The organism is Buttiauxella sp. WJP83, from assembly GCF_027594725.1.
In the GTDB taxonomy this organism is placed as follows: Bacteria; Pseudomonadota; Gammaproteobacteria; order Enterobacterales; family Enterobacteriaceae; genus Buttiauxella; species Buttiauxella selenatireducens.
Map to the genome: position 1 here is coordinate 1,204,103 of NZ_CP110080.1, position 18,443 is coordinate 1,222,545.

General features: G+C 51.4%; 15 protein-coding genes. 9 read left to right on the top strand and 6 right to left on the bottom strand.

The window, feature by feature from the left end; all coding sequences use genetic code 11:
- Positions 1-4: 4 nt before the first annotated feature.
- Positions 5-361 (bottom strand): ArsC family reductase, encoded by a 357-nt coding sequence (locus tag OH773_RS05555; RefSeq protein ID WP_270143764.1) that lies wholly within the window; start codon positions 359-361, stop codon positions 5-7.
- A gap of 402 nt (positions 362-763) precedes the next feature.
- Here OH773_RS05555 and ypfM point away from each other — a divergent pair, with 402 nt between their 5' ends.
- Entirely contained in the window at positions 764-823 is a 60-nt protein-coding gene (gene ypfM, locus OH773_RS05560) for a protein YpfM (protein ID WP_154159664.1), read from the top strand.
- A gap of 87 nt (positions 824-910) precedes the next feature.
- Here ypfM and acrD read toward each other — a convergent pair whose 3' ends face one another.
- From acrD to narQ, 3 genes are all read right to left on the bottom strand, one after another.
- Positions 911-4,027: a multidrug efflux RND transporter permease AcrD gene (acrD, locus tag OH773_RS05565; RefSeq protein WP_270143766.1), complete on the bottom strand. Its 3,117-nt coding sequence runs from the start codon at positions 4,025-4,027 to the stop codon at positions 911-913.
- A 150-nt stretch (positions 4,028-4,177) separates the two neighbouring features.
- Positions 4,178-4,822, bottom strand: a complete 645-nt coding sequence (gene narP, locus OH773_RS05570) for a nitrate/nitrite response regulator protein NarP (RefSeq protein WP_270143768.1) — start codon at positions 4,820-4,822, stop codon at positions 4,178-4,180.
- A gap of 32 nt (positions 4,823-4,854) precedes the next feature.
- Positions 4,855-6,570, bottom strand: a complete 1,716-nt coding sequence (narQ, locus tag OH773_RS05575; protein ID WP_270143770.1) for a nitrate/nitrite two-component system sensor histidine kinase NarQ — start codon at positions 6,568-6,570, stop codon at positions 4,855-4,857.
- Positions 6,571-6,896: 326 nt separating this feature from the next.
- Between narQ and aegA the strand changes: the two genes are divergently transcribed.
- The 8 genes from aegA to OH773_RS05615 all read left to right on the top strand — a co-directional run bounded on the left by aegA (position 6,897) and on the right by OH773_RS05615 (position 15,359).
- Positions 6,897-8,894: a formate-dependent uric acid utilization protein AegA gene (gene aegA / locus OH773_RS05580; RefSeq protein WP_270145698.1), complete on the top strand. Its 1,998-nt coding sequence runs from the start codon at positions 6,897-6,899 to the stop codon at positions 8,892-8,894.
- 217 nt (positions 8,895-9,111) lie between these two features.
- The gene (gene napF, locus OH773_RS05585; protein WP_270143772.1) at positions 9,112-9,603 is read left to right on the top strand and encodes a ferredoxin-type protein NapF; all 492 of its coding nucleotides are present in this window, start codon (positions 9,112-9,114) and stop codon (positions 9,601-9,603) included.
- Positions 9,593-9,856 (top strand): chaperone NapD, encoded by a 264-nt coding sequence (napD, locus tag OH773_RS05590; RefSeq protein ID WP_270143774.1) that lies wholly within the window; start codon positions 9,593-9,595, stop codon positions 9,854-9,856. The genes napF and napD overlap by 11 nt, the downstream gene beginning before the upstream one ends.
- Positions 9,853-12,339, top strand: coding sequence for a nitrate reductase catalytic subunit NapA (gene napA / locus OH773_RS05595; protein WP_270143776.1), 2,487 nt, complete (start codon positions 9,853-9,855; stop codon positions 12,337-12,339). Before napD ends, napA begins: the two co-directional genes overlap by 4 nt.
- Before the next feature lie 12 nt (positions 12,340-12,351).
- Positions 12,352-12,801, top strand: a complete 450-nt coding sequence (napB, locus tag OH773_RS05600) for a nitrate reductase cytochrome c-type subunit (RefSeq protein WP_270143778.1) — start codon at positions 12,352-12,354, stop codon at positions 12,799-12,801.
- An 8-nt stretch (positions 12,802-12,809) separates the two neighbouring features.
- On the top strand, positions 12,810-13,412 hold the full coding sequence (gene napC / locus OH773_RS05605) for a cytochrome c-type protein NapC (RefSeq protein WP_270143780.1): 603 nt from the start codon (positions 12,810-12,812) through the stop codon (positions 13,410-13,412).
- A gap of 216 nt (positions 13,413-13,628) precedes the next feature.
- Positions 13,629-14,207 carry a GDP-mannose pyrophosphatase NudK gene (nudK, locus tag OH773_RS05610; protein ID WP_270143782.1) on the top strand — a complete coding sequence of 193 codons (579 nt, stop codon included), beginning with the start codon at positions 13,629-13,631 and terminating at the stop codon, positions 14,205-14,207.
- 108 nt (positions 14,208-14,315) lie between these two features.
- Complete coding sequence (locus tag OH773_RS05615) at positions 14,316-15,359, top strand: DUF1176 domain-containing protein (RefSeq protein WP_270143784.1); 1,044 nt, start codon at positions 14,316-14,318, stop codon at positions 15,357-15,359.
- 105 nt (positions 15,360-15,464) lie between these two features.
- On the opposite strand, the gene tkt is transcribed toward OH773_RS05615, so the two are convergent.
- Both tkt and tal read right to left on the bottom strand, forming a co-directional pair.
- Entirely contained in the window at positions 15,465-17,462 is a 1,998-nt protein-coding gene (gene tkt / locus OH773_RS05620) for a transketolase (RefSeq protein WP_270143786.1), read from the bottom strand.
- Between the two features lie 21 nt (positions 17,463-17,483).
- The gene (gene tal, locus OH773_RS05625) at positions 17,484-18,434 is read right to left on the bottom strand and encodes a transaldolase (protein WP_183270142.1); all 951 of its coding nucleotides are present in this window, start codon (positions 18,432-18,434) and stop codon (positions 17,484-17,486) included.
- Positions 18,435-18,443 lie beyond the last annotated feature (9 nt).

Sequence of the window (18,443 nt, forward strand, 5' to 3'; positions counted from 1 at the left end):
AGCGCTATACCTCGTTGATAAACATCTTATAAGTCGATTCATTGAAACCCAGCAGCATAGGCTGACCGGGCGCGTAGAGCAATGGGCGTTTGATGATTGCAGGCATTGAAAGCATCAGCGCAGCCGCAGTTTGTGCGTCAGTAATGCTTGCACGATGAGCCTCGTCGAGTTTGCGCCATGTAGTTCCACGGGTATTAAGCAGTGCTTCCCAACCTAACTCTACGATAAAACTATTCAATAAATCGGCATCCAGCCCATCAACGCGATAATCATGAAATTGATAATCCACGCCTTGAGCCTCTAGCCAACGGCGTGCTTTCTTGATTGTGTCGCAGTTTTTAATACCGTAGAGAATTATCACGGAGTCAATCCTTTTCTTTAAATGTGATTATTTATGCAGGAAATTAGAATAAATAAAATGATAAAAAAGTCGCAAGGAAAAATATAGCCTAATTGCTAGTATGAAAGTGAGGTAATAGCGTTTCTTTTTCCAGGGCGATTAATTTATAGCCAATAGACGTTACATCACATCTGCACCCTTGATTGCTGCGACAAGTCTGGGCTTTCGCTGCTAACTGGGCAAAATCTGAAATCAGGCGATTCAGGTGCGTCGTCACATTTTAAATTACCTGCTGAGCTGATAATTCATGCAATACGCAGTCGACTCTCAATATTAGTTGAAAGCCAGTGAATCGATAAAATTTGGTCGCTTCACTCCATGGAAGGGATTACGTATAATAAAGCAATTATAAGAGAGGCGGTTATGATCGAACACGAAGTAGGAAACTGGAAAGATTTCATCGAAGATATGCTTCGTAAATGAAATAAACAGCAAGAACATGATGTTCTTATTCTCAATACTCTTTGAGCCATACAAAAAGCGACCCAGTAAGGTCGCTTTTTTGTTATTTTAGTTTTCAGCATGTTCTTTAAGCGGGAAACGTCGTCGCACCAGCACGAAGAACAATGGCACGAAGAATATTGCCAGCACCGTGGCTGAAATCATTCCCCCCATAACCCCTGTTCCGACTGCATGCTGGCTACCGGAGCCTGCACCGCTGCTGGTGGCCATCGGTAACACGCCAAAGATAAATGCCAGTGAAGTCATGAGTATCGGACGTAAGCGCTGACGGCAGGCATCAAGCGTTGCCGCAACCAGTTCGCGGCCCTGGGCATTCATATCGTTGGCAAACTCAACAATCAGAATGGCGTTTTTGGCCGAAAGCCCAATAACCGTTAAGAGCCCCACCTGGAAATAAACATCGTTTTCGAGGCCTCGCACCCACGTGGCTAGCAGTGCTCCAATCACGCCAAGAGGCACCACCAACATCACCGAGAACGGCACAGACCAGCTTTCATACAGCGCAGCCAGACACAAGAACACAACTAATAACGAGATAGCGTAGAGTGCTGGCGCTTGTGTTCCAGAAATCCTTTCCTGATAAGACATTCCTGTCCACTCAAGGCCAAAACCGGACGGGAGCTTCTCCACCAGCGTTTCCATGATTTGCATTGCAGTGCCGGTACTGACGCCCGGTGCGGCTTCACCCACGATTTCGAGTGCTGAATAACCGTTATAGCGTTCCAGACGCGGCGAGCCGGTTTCCCAATGTGAACTGGCAAATGCCGAGAAGGGCACCATTCCGCCATCTTTATTGCGTACATACCACTGGTTGATGTCCTCTGGCAGCATGCGATATTCTGCCCCCGCCTGCACATACACCTTTTTGACGCGTCCGCGATCCATAAAGTCGTTCACGTAACTCGAGCCCCAGGCCGTCTGCAACGTGTTATTGATGTCATCAATGGTGACGCCCAACGCCTGAGCTTTACGCTGATCGATATCGATCTGCATTTGTGGGCTATCGTCCAGGCCGTTATGGCGAACACGGGTCAGCATTTTATCGTTGCCTGCCATTTCGAGCAGCTGATCGCGCGCCTGCATTAGCGCATTGTGACCGGCACCTGCGTGATCTTGTAATTCCATATCAAAGCCTGCTGCGTTACCTAAACCGCTGATGGCAGGCGGGCTGCTGGCGATAATGCGGGCTTCTTTGATGTCTCTGAAGGCTTTCGTGGCCCGTTCGATAATAGCGAATGAACTGGCCGTTTTCGGGTCACGCAAATCCCAGTCTTTGAGGCGTACGAACATACGCGCGACGTTTTGCCCGTTTCCGCCAGGCCCGGCACCAATGGTTGAGAACACCGACAGCACGTTATCTTTCTCTTTCGTCAGATAATATTGCTCGATCTTCTCAACCACTTTGGTGGTTTGCTGCTGCGTAGAACCACTCGGTAATTGTATGGACGTGGTAAATACACCCTGATCTTCTAACGGCAGGAAGGAGGTGGGTAAGCGCAGGAACAGGAACACCATGCCGCCAATCAGCAGCACGTAAATCAGAATCCAACGCAGACTGTGCGCAAGAATTTTTCCAACTCGCGTTTCATAGCGTTCCGCATTGCGATTAAACATACGGTTGAACCAACCGAAGAAACCTTTCTGGCCGTGATGTTCACCTTTATGCAAAGGCTTGAGTAGTGTGGCGCATAGGGCGGGGGTCAGGATCATCGCCACCAAAACCGACAACACCATGGCGGAAACGATAGTTATCGAGAACTGACGGTAAATGGCGCCGGTTGTACCGCCAAAGAATGCCATAGGCACGAAGACCGCAGAGAGCACCATCGCAATCCCAACCAGTGCCCCCTGAATTTGCCCCATCGATTTTCGCGTCGCTTCTTTGGGCGAAAGTCCTTCCTCGCTCATGATGCGCTCGACGTTTTCCACCACCACGATGGCATCATCCACCAACAGTCCGATGGCCAAAACCATGGCAAACATCGTTAGCGTGTTGATGCTGTAGCCAAACGCATAGAGCACCGAGAAAGTGCCTAACAACACCACCGGCACGGCAATCGTGGGGATTAATGTCGCTCTGAAATTCTGTAAGAACAGGTACATGACGAGGAACACCAACAGAATGGCTTCCAGCAGTGTTTGCACCACATCTTTAATCGAGGCTTTCACAAACGGCGTGGTTTCATACGCGATTTTCGCTTCCAGACCGTGGGGGAAAAATTCAGATAGCTCTTCAATTTTGGCGCGGGCGAGTTTGTCGGTTTCCATCTCGTTTGCGCCAGACGCAAGCTTAATCCCCAAGCCGGACGCAGGCTGGCCATTAAAACGACTCAGGAAATCATATTTCTCCGCGCCGAGTTCGACGTCAGCCACATCGCCGAGTGACACCAGCGAGCCATCCTGATTTACCCGAAGCGTAATATCTTTAAATTGCTGCGGCGTTTGCAGCAACGACTGGGAGTTAATCGTCGCGTTAAGCGCCTGCATGTCAACCGAAGGCGTACCGCCAAGTTGCCCCACGGCAATTTGCGCATTCTGCGATTTAATCGCATCGACCACATCTTCAGTGGTCATCTGGTAACTGGTGAGTTTGGTCGGGTTTAGCCAGATACGCATTGAATATTGCGAGCCGTAAGCGTCCACGTCACCGACGCCGTTAAGACGGCTGATTGGGTCCTGAATATTACTGGCGACATAATCCGCGATATCTTGTTTATCCATGCTGCCATCGGTGGACACGAAGGCGACCATCAGGATATTGGTATCGCCGGTTTTCCTGACGGTTACACCCTGGGTTTGTACCGCCTGCGGCAATTTACGCAAGGCAGACTGCAACTGGTTTTGCACCTGCTGAACGGCAGAATCGGGGTCAGTGCCCGCTTTAAAACTGAGCGTGATGGTGGCCTGGCCTGCACTGCTACTCTGGGAGGACATATACATCATGTTGTCCAGCCCGGTCATATTCTGCTCAATGACCTGCGTAACCGTGTTTTCCAGAGTTTGTGCCGATGCACCAGGATAGTTCGCCGTGATACGCACGTTTGGCGGTGCGAGATCGGGATACTGCTCGACGGGAAGAGAAAAAATGGCGAGCAAACCAGTGAGGCACAAAATAATGGCCAACACCCAGGCAAAAATGGGGCGATTGATAAAGAAATTCGCCATTCAGTCAGGACCTCGTTAGTACTTCAGATTGTGATTATGAGTATCAGTCGTCACTGTAGCCTTTACCGCAGGTCCAAACGTGGAGAAATTGAGGAGATATTGTAAAAAATCTTCGCGCTCTGTAGTGGGATCGGTCAGATGCTGGTGAATTTAAAAGCCCCGACTTTCAAGATATAACACAGTTGCAGCGACTCGGGAACGAACCTGAAGTTTACGCAGTAAATTGCGAATATGCACTTTCACGGTCTCTTCAGAAATATGCAGTCCAGAGGCGATTTGTTTATTCGATAACCCACGGGCAACCTCTTGTAGCACGTCTAATTCGCGCTCAGTTAACACGGCGAACGGGTCGTCGCTGTGTTTGTCGGTACTGCGGGTGCGTAAATATTCCGCGACTTGCTCGCTATAGGCTTCGCCCTGTGTTGCTCCTCGACGAATATCTTCGAGCAGTACGTCAGGATCGCTATCTTTAAGCAAATATCCGTCGGCGCCTGCATCAATCAGAGTGAAAATATCACTACGCGAATCAGACACCGTTAGCACCACGATACGCCCGCTGACACCATCACGACGCATGGCGTTCAGCGTATCCAGCCCACTCAAACCTTTCATATTCAGGTCGAGCAAAATAAGGTCAGGCGCCAGGCGATTTGCCAGACTTACGGCTTCTGTGCCGCTACTGGCTTCACCTACCACGCTAAAACTGTCATCCATTTCCAGCAGTTGGCGAATGCCGCGACGCATTAACGGATGATCATCGACGATCAATACCTGACAGACAGTTTTCTCACTCATCACATACCCCAATACATTTCACATTATTATCGTTATAAATTTACGCGAGTGACGTTTGCCGCGGGTTCTGACGGTGGCGAACGAAAATTCAACGTAATTAAAGTCCCACCAACTTGCGGGCGGGAAATAGTCAGCTCACCACCTAATCGGGCGGCGCGCTCTTGCATGATATTTAATCCGTAATGCCCTTCGGGTTCCGTCAGGCTGGCAATCCCTCTGCCATCATCAAGAATACTCACAGTATGAACCCCTGACTGGGACGTGCTACAGCTTACGGATATTTTAGTGGCGTGCGCATGTTTAATCGCGTTTAACACGCCTTCGCGAATAATCTGGAGTAAGTGCACCTGCTGCGAAGCATCTAAGGCCTGAGTTGGAATCTGGCAGTCCAACGTGAGCGTGGCCTTGGTTTGTTTACGCAGCGGGGTGATCATCTCCTGCAATGCAGAGGGCAAATCTGCTTGCTGAAGCGTCAGGCGGAAGGTGGTCAGCAACTCGCGCAATTGGCGGTAAGCATCATTCAATGCCTGGGAGAAGTCATTAATAATGACTTGTGCAGGCTGGTTTTCCGCCGGAACGGCACGCTTGAGTAAAGTGAGCTGTATACGTAAAAAAGAGAGCACTTGCGCCAGTGAGTCATGTAACTCACGGGCAATGGTCGCACGCTCTTCCATCAACAATAGCTGCTGATAGTGTTTTTGCGCCTGATTAAAATAGAGCCCACGGCCCAGCATATTCGCCAGACTTTGCATTAACGGCAGCGGTGGAACCCCTTGTGGCGCTTGCCAGCGGAGCAAACCTAACTCTTTATCTTCCAACACAATCGGCAAGGTTTGCCATGTCTGGTTAGGGTGCTCAATACCGTCCTGGATCTTCCAGTTTTCACCGGTTTTCATTTCGAGGTAATTGACCGGCGTTTTCTGCCTTACCTGCTGCAGAACACGTTCGAAGCAGTGTTGATCAATGGTGCTGACAGTCAGTGCCTGTGAGCACGCGTACAAGACTTCCAGCGTGCGGTTTGCCTCCTGCAAATCCAGCGTTTTTTCCTGCACGTTTTCTTCAAGTGAGCGATACAGCTTCTGCAATTCGCCAGACATTCGGTTGAAGGTCTGCGACAACAATCCGAGTTCGTTTGGCAGTTGCGTATTCAATGGTGGGTAATCGAATTCGCCACGCTCAATGGAGGCACTGGCCACCATCAATTTGTTGAGAGGAGCCACCACCTGATGGCGGAAACGGCGCAGCGTGAAAAACACCAGCGTGAAAATAGCAATAAAACCCACCACCGAAGCCACCACGACCTGCATCATTTTACGTTCGGCATAGTGCTGAAGCGCCAGTACAAACAGGTCGATTTGTGCGACATAACCCGCGATGTTGGCTCGATACCATTGCACATCACCCTGGCGGATATGCTGTTCCATCTCCGCCCAGGCGCTATTAATCACGGCAAAGCGAGTTCGTACTTCTGCAGGCACCCAAAATTTCTCGATTTTAAGTAGGGCAGGTGAACGAAGAGACTGATCGTATTGTTCCAGATGTTTGTCAATATGGGCGCGATCTCCCTGCAAATCATACCCAAGGCGATAGCTCTGCATACGCAATGAGCCTGCGACATTTACCGCTTCGGCATCACGTAAACTACTCGCAAGGGTCAGCATCGCAATGCCTGTGGAAAGCAGCGATAACAAAACGATATAAAAAAAGGCGCGGGCCAGGCTCGTGGAAACCGAGCGTTTTACGATCACTGCATATTTACCCGTCGAAATAATTGAGAGCGAAACGTACCAGAAACTGACGACGTCACAAATCCTTGTTGCTTATATTTCGGCATATCTTCCAAAACAATGGTTAGGAATTAACTCGGTAACATCACAAGCATAACTGCTGCATAACAAAACGGGGAAAAACGATGTTTCATTAAACATGTAAGGAAATTGATCCTTACCAGGTTATTAGCAGATTTCAGGACAAATTGGGCAAATGACCATTGCCAGTTTAAACATCGCCAGGTAATAACATACCCCCATAAAAAATAAGCCTCCGGTTTGAAAAAACGGACGAAGGGGTAATGATGAATCGTTTTGTTCTTGCCAATGCACAGCTTTGTATTGGATGCCATGCCTGCGAAGTGGCTTGCGTGATGTCCCACAATGACGAAAAGCATGTTCTGACCCGTCAAAAATTCCAGCCGCGCATCGCTGTGATTAAGCATGATGGCCGACGTAACGCCGTCACTTGCCGACATTGTGAAGATGCCCCCTGTGCCAGCAGTTGTCCAAATGACGCTATTTCACGCGTCAAAGACAGCGTGCAGGTTAACCAGCAGAAATGTATTGGCTGTAAATCCTGTGTCGTGGCCTGTCCGTTTGGTGCCATGCAGGTCATTACCGTTCCGCTCAATGACGGACGTTCGGTTAAGGCCAATGCTCATAAATGCGATTTGTGCCAGCATCGTGAAAATGGCCCCGCATGCGTGGAAAATTGTCCCAGCAACGCTCTGAAATTAATCAGCAGTGAGACACTTGCCACATTGGCAAAGAACCGACGTTTGCGCTCAGCGGCGATGGAATCTCAGCCGTGGCACAGTACTGCGCAGCAAAGTGTGCAGCCGCTGTCAGCGGGTTGCGAATTAACGAAAGTAAACAAAATGCGTGCGACTCCAGCACGACAAGAACCCGACAAAATTGACCTGGATTTGCGTAAAACAGGTTTTGACGAAATCTATCGTACGTTTGATAAAAACCAGGTGGAAAGCCAGGCAGACCGCTGCCTGAAATGCGGCGAGCACAGTATTTGTGAATGGACTTGCCCGCTGCACAACCATATTCCGCAGTGGATTGAACTGGTCAAAGAAGGGCGCATTCTTGAGGCGGTTGAACTGTCACATCAGACAAACTGCTTGCCGGAAGTGACCGGGCGCGTCTGCCCGCAAGATCGTTTATGCGAAAGCGCCTGTACCCTGAAAGATGAATATGGCGCTGTCACCATCGGGAATATTGAACGCTATATTTCCGACAACGCCTTTGCCCGCGGTTGGACGCCTGATCTCTCTTACGTCAAACCGACAAACCGTCGTGTAGCCGTGATTGGCGCAGGGCCAGCCGGGCTTGCCTGTGCGGATATTCTGGCGCGAAACGGCGTTCAGGCAACGGTGTTTGACCGCCATCCTGAAATTGGTGGGCTGCTGACGTTTGGGATCCCGGCGTTCAAACTGGATAAATCGTTATTGAGCCGTCGGCGAGAGATTTTCAGCGCGATGGGGATTGAATTTAAACTCAACACCGAAGTGGGCCGTGATATCACCCTGCAGCAGGTGCTGGCAGAGTTTGATGCGGTATTTGTTGGCGTTGGAACGTATCGCTCAATGAAAGCTGGGCTGCCCAACGAAGACGCGCCAGGGGTTTATGACGCGCTGCCGTTCCTGATTGCGAACACCAAACAGGTGATGGGTTTACCTGAATTGCCTGAAGAACCGTACATCAATATGGCAGGAAAGAAGGTGGTGGTCCTCGGCGGTGGCGATACGGCAATGGATTGTGTTCGCACCTCTTTACGCCATGGGGCGCAGCAGGTGACTTGTGCCTATCGTCGGGACGAAACCAACATGCCTGGCTCCAAAAAAGAGGTCAAAAATGCCAGAGAAGAAGGGGCATTGTTTGAGTTCAACGTGCAGCCGCTGAATATTGAACTGGATGACAATGGTCGAGTGGTCGGGATCCGTATGCTGCGCACGCAAATGGGCGAGCCAGACGAGCAGGGCCGCCGTCGCCCGGAACCGATTGAAGGCTCCGAATTTGTTATGCCAGCCGATGCGGTGATTATGGCGTTTGGCTTCCACCCGCATGGCATGCCGTGGCTGGAAGAGCATCAGGTGAAACTCGATAGCTGGGGGCGCATTGTTGCGAGCGTTGAAGATAAATTGCGCTATCAGACCACCAACCCAAAAATCTTCGCCGGTGGCGATGCGGTGCGAGGCGCTGACCTGGTCGTGACCGCGATGGCGGAAGGACGCCACGCTGCTGCGGGGATTATGGAGTATCTTGCAGTCCCTCCTCAACGCCTGAATTAATGGCTAAATTCACCCCGGCCACGCGTCGGGGTGAGTGTTTGTTTTACAAACCGAATTCCTTATTGATCCCAACCCTGTATTTACCCCTAAAGGGTGATGCCTCTACTCCCCCTTTGTCACATAACGTAATGCTCAATAAAAATGATGAAAAAACACAGAAGTGTTTGCCGGTTTCATTACAGCGAAATCGCGTATTTGTGATGCAAGGATGTGCCTTATGGCTGATTTTTCCCGTCGTGGATTATTAACCGGCAGCTTTCGACGCTCCGGTTCTGCTTTCCGCCCACCCTGGAGCGGAGACGAAAACCATTTTCTTGTGGATTGCACACGCTGCAATGCCTGCTTGTCGGCCTGTGAAACTCATATTCTAAAACGCGGTCAGGGCGGTTATCCCGAAGTCAACTTTACCCACGGTGAATGCACGTTTTGCTACGCCTGCGCGCAAGCCTGCCCAGAAAAAATCTTTCTTAAGCGCGAGGTTTCCCCCTGGGAGCATACCTTGTCGATTGGCGATAACTGTCTGGCTAAAAACAAAATCGAATGCCGTAGCTGTCAGGACAGTTGCGAAACCCAGGCGATTGCCTTTCGCCCTTCGCTACAGGGCATCGCACAACCTCTACTCAATCATGCTGATTGCAGCGCTTGCGGCGCCTGTATCGCGGGTTGCCCGGTTTCAGCCATCACTATGAGGCACGCAAATGCAAGCTAACTGGCACGTCTGCGGCCTGGTGGTTCAGGCCCATCCACACAATATTGCTGCGGTCAGTCACGCATTGAGCGAGCTCCCGGGAAGTGAAGTTGCGTTAACCGATGCCGGGCACGGCAAATTGGTGGTGGTTATGGAAGCAGCGCGCAGTGATGTGCTGCTGAATCAAATTGAGTCAGCACGCAATATTGCGGGTGTGCTGGCGGTGTCGCTGGTTTATCACCAGCAGGATGAGCAAGGTGAGGAAACACCATGAAACTCAGTCGTCGTAGCTTTATGAAAGCGAACGCCATTGCAGCCGCGGCGGCCGCCGCTGGTCTTAGCGTACCAGGCGTTGCCCGTGCTGTTGTCGGGAAACAAGATGCCATTAAATGGGATAAAGCCCCGTGCCGCTTTTGTGGCACAGGTTGCGGTGTATTAGTCGGTACGCAAGATGGACGCGTAGTGGCAAGCCAGGGTGATCCTGATGCACCCGTGAACCGTGGCCTGAACTGCATCAAAGGCTACTTCCTGCCAAAAATTATGTACGGAAAAGACCGCCTCACGCAGCCGTTGTTGCGCATGAAAGACGGACAGTTCGATAAAGAAGGCGAATTCGCTCCTATTAGCTGGGAGCAGGCCTTTGACATCATGGAACAAAAATTCAAAACCAGCCTGAAGGAAAAAGGGCCGGAAGCGGTTGGGATGTTTGGTTCCGGCCAGTGGACGGTTTGGGAAGGTTACGCAGCTTCAAAATTATTCAAAGCCGGTTTCCGTTCTAACAACCTGGATCCGAACGCGCGCCATTGTATGGCTTCTGCGGTGGTGGGATTCATGCGTACCTTCGGGATGGATGAACCCATGGGTTGCTACGACGACATCGAGCAGGCCGACGCATTTGTGCTGTGGGGCTCGAACATGGCCGAGATGCATCCGGTTTTGTGGTCACGTATCACCAACCGCCGTCTGTCGAATGAAAATGTTAACGTCGCGGTTCTTTCTACTTTTGAGCATCGTAGTTTTGAGCTAGCCGACAACGGCATGGTGTTCACACCGCAAAGCGATCTGGCGATTCTTAACTACATCGCGAATTACATCATTCAGAACAATGCGATCAACGAATCGTTCTTTAAGCAGCATGTGAACCTGCGCAAAGGGGTCACTGATATCGGTTACGGCTTGCGGCCTACGCATCCGCTGGAAAAAGCGGCTAAAAACCCAGGTTCTGATGCCTCTGAGCCGATGAGCTTTGAAGATTACAAAGCGTTCGTTGCCGAATACACGCTGGAAAAAACCGCTCAGATGAGTGGCGTGCCGACAGACCAACTCGAAGCACTGGCGAAGTTGTACGCCGATCCGAACAAGAAAGTTATCTCTTACTGGACGATGGGCTTTAACCAACACTCACGTGGAGTCTGGGCGAACAACCTGGTTTACAACATCCACCTGTTGACGGGGAAAATTTCTCAACCAGGTTGCGGGCCATTCTCTTTAACTGGCCAGCCTTCGGCGTGTGGTACGGCGCGTGAAGTCGGCACCTTCTCTCATCGTCTGCCTGCCGACATGGTAGTGACCAACGAAAAGCACCGTCAAATCACGGAAAACATGTGGCAACTTCCGGCGGGAACTATTCCTGCGAAAGTTGGTTTACATGCCGTGGCACAAGACCGCGCCCTGAAAGATGGCAAGCTCAATGTCTACTGGGTGATGTGTAACAACAACATGCAGGCCGGGCCGAATATTACCGAAGAGCGTATGCCGGGCTGGCGCGATCCGCGTAACTTTGTGATTGTTTCCGATCCCTACCCAACGATCAGCGCATTGAGCGCGGATCTGATCCTGCCGACAGCCATGTGGGTGGAAAAAGAGGGGGCTTACGGCAACGCCGAGCGTCGCACTCAGTTCTGGCGTCAGCAGGTGAAAGCGCCGGGCGAAGCCAAATCGGATCTCTGGCAGCTCGTGCAATTCGCTAAACGCTTCAAAGTTGAAGAAGTGTGGCCGGCAGAATTACTGGATCAGAAACCGGAATACCGTGGCAAAACGTTGTTTGACGTGCTGTTTGCCAACACTAACGTCAGCAAATTCCCGGTCACTGAACTGGCGGAAGACCAACTCAATGATGAATCGCGCGAGCTGGGCTTCTATCTGCAAAAAGGGCTGTTCGAAGAGTACGCCGCATTCGGGCGTGGTCACGGGCACGATCTCGCCCCGTTTGATGATTACCACAAAGCGCGCGGTTTACGCTGGCCGGTGGTCGACGGTAAAGAGACGCTCTGGCGTTACAGCGAAGGCCACGACCCGTATGTCAAAGCGGGTGAAGGCTTCAAGTTCTATGGCAAACCAGACGGTAAGGCGGTGATTTTCGCGTTGCCATTTGAGCCAGCGGCAGAATCCCCGGACCAGGAATACGACCTGTGGTTATCCACGGGGCGTGTACTGGAACACTGGCACACCGGCAGCATGACGCGTCGCGTACCTGAGCTGCATCGTGCCTTCCCGGAAGCGGTTTTGTTTATCCATCCGCTTGATGCAAAAGCGCGTGATTTGCGTCGTGGTGACAAAGTGAAAGTGATTTCACGCCGTGGCGAAGTGATTTCAATTGTCGAAACGCGCGGCCGTAACAAACCGCCGAAGGGTCTGGTGTACATGCCATTCTTCGACGCCGCTCAACTGGTGAATAACCTGACGCTGGATGCGACCGATCCGCTTTCGAAAGAGACGGATTATAAGAAATGCGCCGTGAAACTGGCGAAGGTGTAAGGGGATAACATCATGAAAAAAACCATCCTGACCAAAACATTCTTTCAATGGATTGCAGCATTTACGCTGTTGGTGAGTGGTGCATTATGGGCCACTGGCGGTGTGGATCTGGCACAGTCTCCTGAGGTTTCGGGCACGCAGCAAGGTTCCGTGCACATGCCAAAACAGCAGGGACGTATGGCGCTGAACTATGTTAACCAGCCGCCGATGATCCCGCACAGCGTTGACGGCTACCAGGTGAGTAAAAACACCAACCGTTGCCTGCAATGTCACGGCGTTGAGCATTACCGTACTACAGGAGCGCCGCGCGTCAGCCCGACGCACTTTATGGATAGCGATGGCAAAGTGCTTTCGAACGTCGCGCCACGCCGCTATTTCTGCCTGCAATGCCATGTTCCACAAACCGATGCGGCACCGATTGTCGAAAACACATTCACGCCGTCTAAAGGCTTTGGAAACTAGGGGCCATTATGGATAAATCAACCCGTAAACCGGGCATCATCCGGCGTATATGGCAGTGGTGGCGTCGTCCAAGCCGCCTTGCGCTGGGGACATTACTGCTGATTGGCTTCGCTGGCGGAATTATTTTCTGGGGCGGTTTTAACACCGGCATGGAGATGACCAACCGCGAAGAATTTTGTATCGGTTGTCATGAAATGCGCGCCAATGTCTACGAGGAATATATGCAGACCGTGCATTACAACAACCGTAGCGGTGTGCGTGCAACCTGTCCTGATTGCCACGTTCCTCACGAATGGGGGCCGAAAATTATTCGTAAAATTCAGGCCAGCAAAGAGTTGTATGCCAAAGCGTTTGGCTTAATCGACACGCCACAAAAGTTTAATGACCATCGCCTGGCGATGGCGCAAAACGAGTGGCGAAGGATGAAAGACAACAACTCGCAAGAGTGCCGAAACTGCCATAACTTTGATTACATGGATTTCACCGCCCAGAAAACCGTGGCGGCAAAAATGCATGATAAAGCGGTCAAAGACGGGCAAACCTGCGTGGATTGCCATAAGGGAATTGCGCATAAGTTGCCGGATATGAGCGAAGTGAAGAACGGTTTCTGACCGTTAAACCACCCTCATCCTAACCTTCTCCCTGAGGGATAAGGGATCTGGTCGGAGCCTGCTGAGGGTGAAGAGACGGTTTTCTCCCTGCATTTCCCCCTCTCCCCGTGGGAGAGGGCCGGGGTGAGGGCAAAGGGCATCCACCACAAAAATTCGCGACAAAAACAACCTGCACGCCTATGATTACCGACTCCCCTAACTCACTGTGGAGACGGTATGTCGGTCAAAATCGAAGTCATCAAAGATAAAATCCTCTCAGATAATTACTTCATCCTGCGTAATATCACCTACGATCTATACCGTAACGAAGCCGAAGCTATCCGTCATAAACGAGAAGTGTATGACCGGGGTAACGGGGCCACGATCCTGCTCTATAACCGTGATAAAAAAACCGTGGTGCTGACTCTCCAGTTCCGGGTTGCGACTTGGGTCAACGGCAATGCCGACGGTATGTTGATTGAAGCCTGTGCCGGTTTGTTGGATGCGGACGAACCAGAAATCTGTGCGCGTAAAGAAGCGATTGAGGAAACCGGTTACGAGGTCGGGGACGTCGAAAAATTATTCGAGCTGTATATGTCGCCGGGCGGTGTCACCGAACTCATTCATTTTTATATGGCGGAATACACTGACGCTCAACGCGATAACGCGGGCGGTGGAATTGATGATGAAGATATCGATGTGCTCGAGTTGCCATTCAATCAAGCGATGGAAATGGTAGCAAAGGGAGAAATTCGTGATGGGAAAACGGTCATTCTGTTACAGCAACTGCAGCTTCGCGGAATTATGGGTGAGTAAACAGCCGGGTATCCGATAATTCCGATTGAGTGCAAACCTTAACCAGACGAAGATATCGCCACATTTCGTACATTTTTTCTCTTCGTCTTTTCAGGATATGTGCCGCCAATGTTTCTGCGCAAACAATCGCTGTTTCTTTGTTTATTCTTTATAGCGAACTCTGTTTTCGCGGCAGCGGCACAAAAATCGTTTTCCGACTGGCAGGTCACCTGCAATAACCAAAATTTTTGTTCGGCCCGTAACACCGGGCTGCATCAAGGCCTGGTCATGACGCTGACCCGCAGTGCCGGTGCGCATACCGATGCGGCACTGAGAATTGATTTGGGCAACATGACCGCCGCTGACATGAAAGCGCCACCCATTGCTCCACATCTGTTAGTCGATGGCGAACCGCTGGTGTTGGATCTGACAAAATGGCAGGTCACCCCCCACCATCTCAAAACCGGCGATGCCGATGCAATTAATGGCTTTCTCGATAAAGTCGTCAACGCAGGTGCCATTACCCTCAAAGAAGGGAAAGGTAATATCTCGCTCAGCGGACTGAAAGCGTCGTTGTTGTTTATTGACAGTCAGCAACAGCGAGTGGGCAGTGAAACCGCGTGGGTCAAAAAAGGCGATGAGCCCCCTCTTAGTGTACCGCCAGCTCCACCACTGAAAGCCGTTAAGCTGACTAACCCAACACCGACACCGCTGACGCAAGAGGAACTAAACGACTTGATGGATTATGGCTCCTGGCGCATGAGCAGCAGCCAGTGCTCGTTAGATCCCGCTCGCCGTGAAGTCCGCGTATTTGCCCTCAGCGACGACAAAGCCCTGCTGATGATTGGCTGTGAGGCCGGAGCTTACAATATTGTCGATCTCGCGTGGGTGGTATCCCGCCAGAAGCCGTTCGCGGCACGGCAAATTCGTCTGAAACTGCCGTTTACGCCAGGAAGCGGTAACACGGAACTTGAACTGATGAACGCCGGATACGATGAAACCAATAAAGAACTGACCACGCTTGCGAAAGGGCGCGGAATCGGGGATTGCGGTGTCGCGACACGCTGGCGTTTTGATGGGCAACGTTTTCGTCTGGTGCGATATGCTGAAGAACCGACTTGTGATGAGTGGAATAGTAGTGCGTCGTGGCCAACGTTATGGGTAACTCAATGATTTTAAAACCACCCTCATCCCGGCCTTCTCCCTGAGGGAGAAGGAGAATACCGTTTTCACCCTCTCCCGTGGGAGAGGGCTGGGGTGAGGGCAAGCAGCGACGACCTAAACCCCTAACACCTTCTTCGCTTTTGCGACGACATTCTCAGTGGTAAAGCCAAAGAATGGGAACAGCTTATCGGCGGGTGCTGATTCACCGTAAGTCGTCATGCCGACAATCGCTCCTTTCAGGCCGACATACTTGTACCAGTAATCCGCAATACTCGCTTCGACTGCTACACGCGCGCTGATATCTGAAGGTAAAACAGATTCCCGATACGCTTCATCCTGCGCATCAAAAATATCCGTTGAGGGTAGTGAAACCACGCGCACTTTGTGGCCTTCAGCGGTGAGTTTATCTGCCGCCAGTACCGTGATTTCCATCTCGGAGCCGGTGGCGATCAGAATGACATCCGGCGTGCCGTCACTGTCCTTGAGAATATAGCCCCCGCGACTAATGGCGCTGACCTGTTCGGCCGTTCGTTCCATTTGTGCCAGGTTCTGGCGCGAAAGAATCAATGCGGTTGGGCCGTTGTGACGTTCGATTGCCGCTTTCCATGCCACTGCGGCTTCGACCTGGTCGCATGGCCGCCAGGTGCTGAAGTTAGGGGTCATACGCAGGCTGGCAAGTTGCTCAACCGCCTGGTGCGTGGGGCCATCTTCGCCAAGACCAATCGAATCGTGGGTATACACCATGATTTGCCGGGCTTTCATCAGTGCCGCCATACGCGCAGCGTTTCGCGCGTATTCAACAAACATCAGGAAGGTGGCGGTATACGGCACAAAACCGCCATGATGGGCAATCCCGTTGGCGATGGCCGTCATACCGAATTCGCGCACGCCGTAGTGAATGTAATTCCCGGCGATGTCCTCTTTGATGGATTTGGATTCTTTCCAGATGGTCAGATTGCTCGGAGCCAAATCGGCAGAACCGCCTAACAATTCGGGCAAACTTGGACCATAGGCATTAAGCGCGTTTTGCGAGGCTTTACGAGTCGCAATCTTTTCCGGATTAGCCTGCAATTTTTCAATGAATTTTTGTGTGATTTCCTGCCAGTCTTCGGGTAACTCGCCGTGCATCCGGCGGGTAAATTCAGCGGCAAGTTCAGGATTCTCTTTCGCATAGGCGGCAAATTTATCATTCCAGGCCGCTTCGGCTTGCTCACCTTTCTCTTTGGCGTCCCAGGCGTGATAAATCTCTTTCGGGATTTCAAACGCCGGATAGTTCCAGCCGAGTTGTTTGCGGGCGAGCGCGACTTCTTGCTCACCAAGCGGTGCGCCATGCGCCTCTTCTTTGCCGGCTTTATTAGGTGAACCAAAACCGATGACGGTGCGGCAAATAATTAGCGACGGTTTATCTTTGACGCTTTGCGCTTCCTGAATCGCTTTTTTCAATGCTTCGGGGTCGTGACCGTCAATTTCATGCACCACATGCCAGTGATAAGCCTCGAAGCGTTTGGCGGTATCGTCGGTAAACCAGCCTTCGGTTTCACCATCAATGGAGATGCCATTGTGGTCATAGAAGCCGATGAGTTTGCCCAGACCGAGCGTGCCGGCAAGAGAGCAAGCCTCGTGAGATATGCCTTCCATCAGGCAGCCATCACCCATAAATACATAGGTAAAGTGATCGACAATTTCATGATTGGGGCGGTTGAATTGCGCCCCTAATGTGCGTTCAGCAATGGCCATGCCGACCGCATTGGCAAGTCCCTGGCCAAGTGGCCCAGTGGTGGTTTCCACTCCAGGCGTGTAACCCATTTCTGGATGGCCAGGGGTTTTGGAGTGAAGCTGGCGGAAGTTTTTTAACTCTGACATCGGTAAGTCATACCCGCTCAGATGCAACAGGCTGTAGAGCAGCATCGAGGCGTGACCGTTTGAGAGAACAAATCTGTCACGATCGGCCCACGTGGGGTTCGTAGGGTTATGGTGCAGGAAGTCGTTCCATAACACTTCGGCTATATCTGCCATTCCCATCGGTGCGCCAGGGTGGCCTGAATTCGCTTTTTGTACCGCGTCCATACTCAGTGCACGAATGGCATTAGCAAGCTCTTTACGAGATGACATGTTTCACTCCGTGGTTATTTTTTAAAGTTTGGCGGCGAGTAAATCTTCCAGTTTTCGTTGATCAATGGCGAACAGGCGAATGCCCTCAGCCAGTTTTTCTACCGCCATCGGGTCCTGATTATGTTCCCAGCGGAATTCTGCTTCGCTAATCGGTTCAGGGCGGCGGAAGCCCTGCGAACCTGGGATGAGTTTACGTATTACCGGTTCTTCGCTTTCCTGAAGCTGCTGCAACAGGTTTGGTGCAATTGTCAGGCGGTCGCAGCCTACCAACGCCAGTATTTGTTCGGTGCGGCGGAAACTCGCGCCCATCACGATGGTGCTGTAGTTATGCTGCTTAAAGTAATCATAGATATTACGCACCGATTTGACGCCCGGATCTTCTTCAACGACATACGGGTCCATCGGTTTGCGAGCCTGATACCAGTCGTAGATACGGCCAACGAACGGCGAAATCAGGAATACGCCAGCTTCGGCACAAGCGCGCGCCTGGGCAAAGGAGAACAGGAGCGTCAGGTTGCAGTCGATACCTTCTTTTTGCAGCTGTTCAGCGGCACGAATACCTTCCCAGGTGGAGGCCAGTTTGATAAGCACTCTCGACTTATCAATGCCAAGTTCTTCATATAGCGCAATTAAATGGCGGGCTTTCGCGATGCTTTTCTCTTTGTCAAAAGAGAGGCGGGCGTCTACTTCCGTCGAGACGCGTCCAGGAATGCTTTTCAGAATTTCTGCACCAAAATTAACGGCCAGTTTGTCGCAGGCTTGGGCAACTTGCTCTTCCTGGTTACCGCCGCGTTGCTTGCCATAAGCAATGGCATCATCGATGAGTGTTTGGTAATGCGCTAAACCTGCCGCTTTCAGTAATAACGAGGGGTTGGTTGTTGCATCGATGGGTTGGTAGTGACGAATAGATTCGATATCGCCGCTGTCGGCGACAACTGTAGTGAATTTCTTGATACCGTCTAACTGACTCATGACTATCTC

Excerpts from the sequence above, each read along its gene's own strand:
- OH773_RS05615 (WP_270143784.1), top strand. The coding sequence starts at position 14,316 with ATGTTTCTGCGCAAACAATCGCTGTTTCTTTGTTTATTCTTTATAGCG.
- narP (WP_270143768.1), bottom strand. The coding sequence starts at position 4,822 with ATGAGTGAGAAAACTGTCTGTCAGGTATTGATCGTCGATGATCATCCG.
- napD (WP_270143774.1), top strand. The coding sequence starts at position 9,593 with ATGCAAGCTAACTGGCACGTCTGCGGCCTGGTGGTTCAGGCCCATCCA.
- napF (WP_270143772.1), top strand. The coding sequence starts at position 9,112 with ATGGCTGATTTTTCCCGTCGTGGATTATTAACCGGCAGCTTTCGACGC.
- tkt (WP_270143786.1), bottom strand. The coding sequence starts at position 17,462 with ATGTCATCTCGTAAAGAGCTTGCTAATGCCATTCGTGCACTGAGTATG.
- acrD (WP_270143766.1), bottom strand. The coding sequence starts at position 4,027 with ATGGCGAATTTCTTTATCAATCGCCCCATTTTTGCCTGGGTGTTGGCC.
- tal (WP_183270142.1), bottom strand. The coding sequence starts at position 18,434 with ATGAGTCAGTTAGACGGTATCAAGAAATTCACTACAGTTGTCGCCGAC.
- nudK (WP_270143782.1), top strand. The coding sequence starts at position 13,629 with ATGTCGGTCAAAATCGAAGTCATCAAAGATAAAATCCTCTCAGATAAT.
- napC (WP_270143780.1), top strand. The coding sequence starts at position 12,810 with ATGGATAAATCAACCCGTAAACCGGGCATCATCCGGCGTATATGGCAG.
- aegA (WP_270145698.1), top strand. The coding sequence starts at position 6,897 with ATGAATCGTTTTGTTCTTGCCAATGCACAGCTTTGTATTGGATGCCAT.
- napB (WP_270143778.1), top strand. The coding sequence starts at position 12,352 with ATGAAAAAAACCATCCTGACCAAAACATTCTTTCAATGGATTGCAGCA.
- napA (WP_270143776.1), top strand. The coding sequence starts at position 9,853 with ATGAAACTCAGTCGTCGTAGCTTTATGAAAGCGAACGCCATTGCAGCC.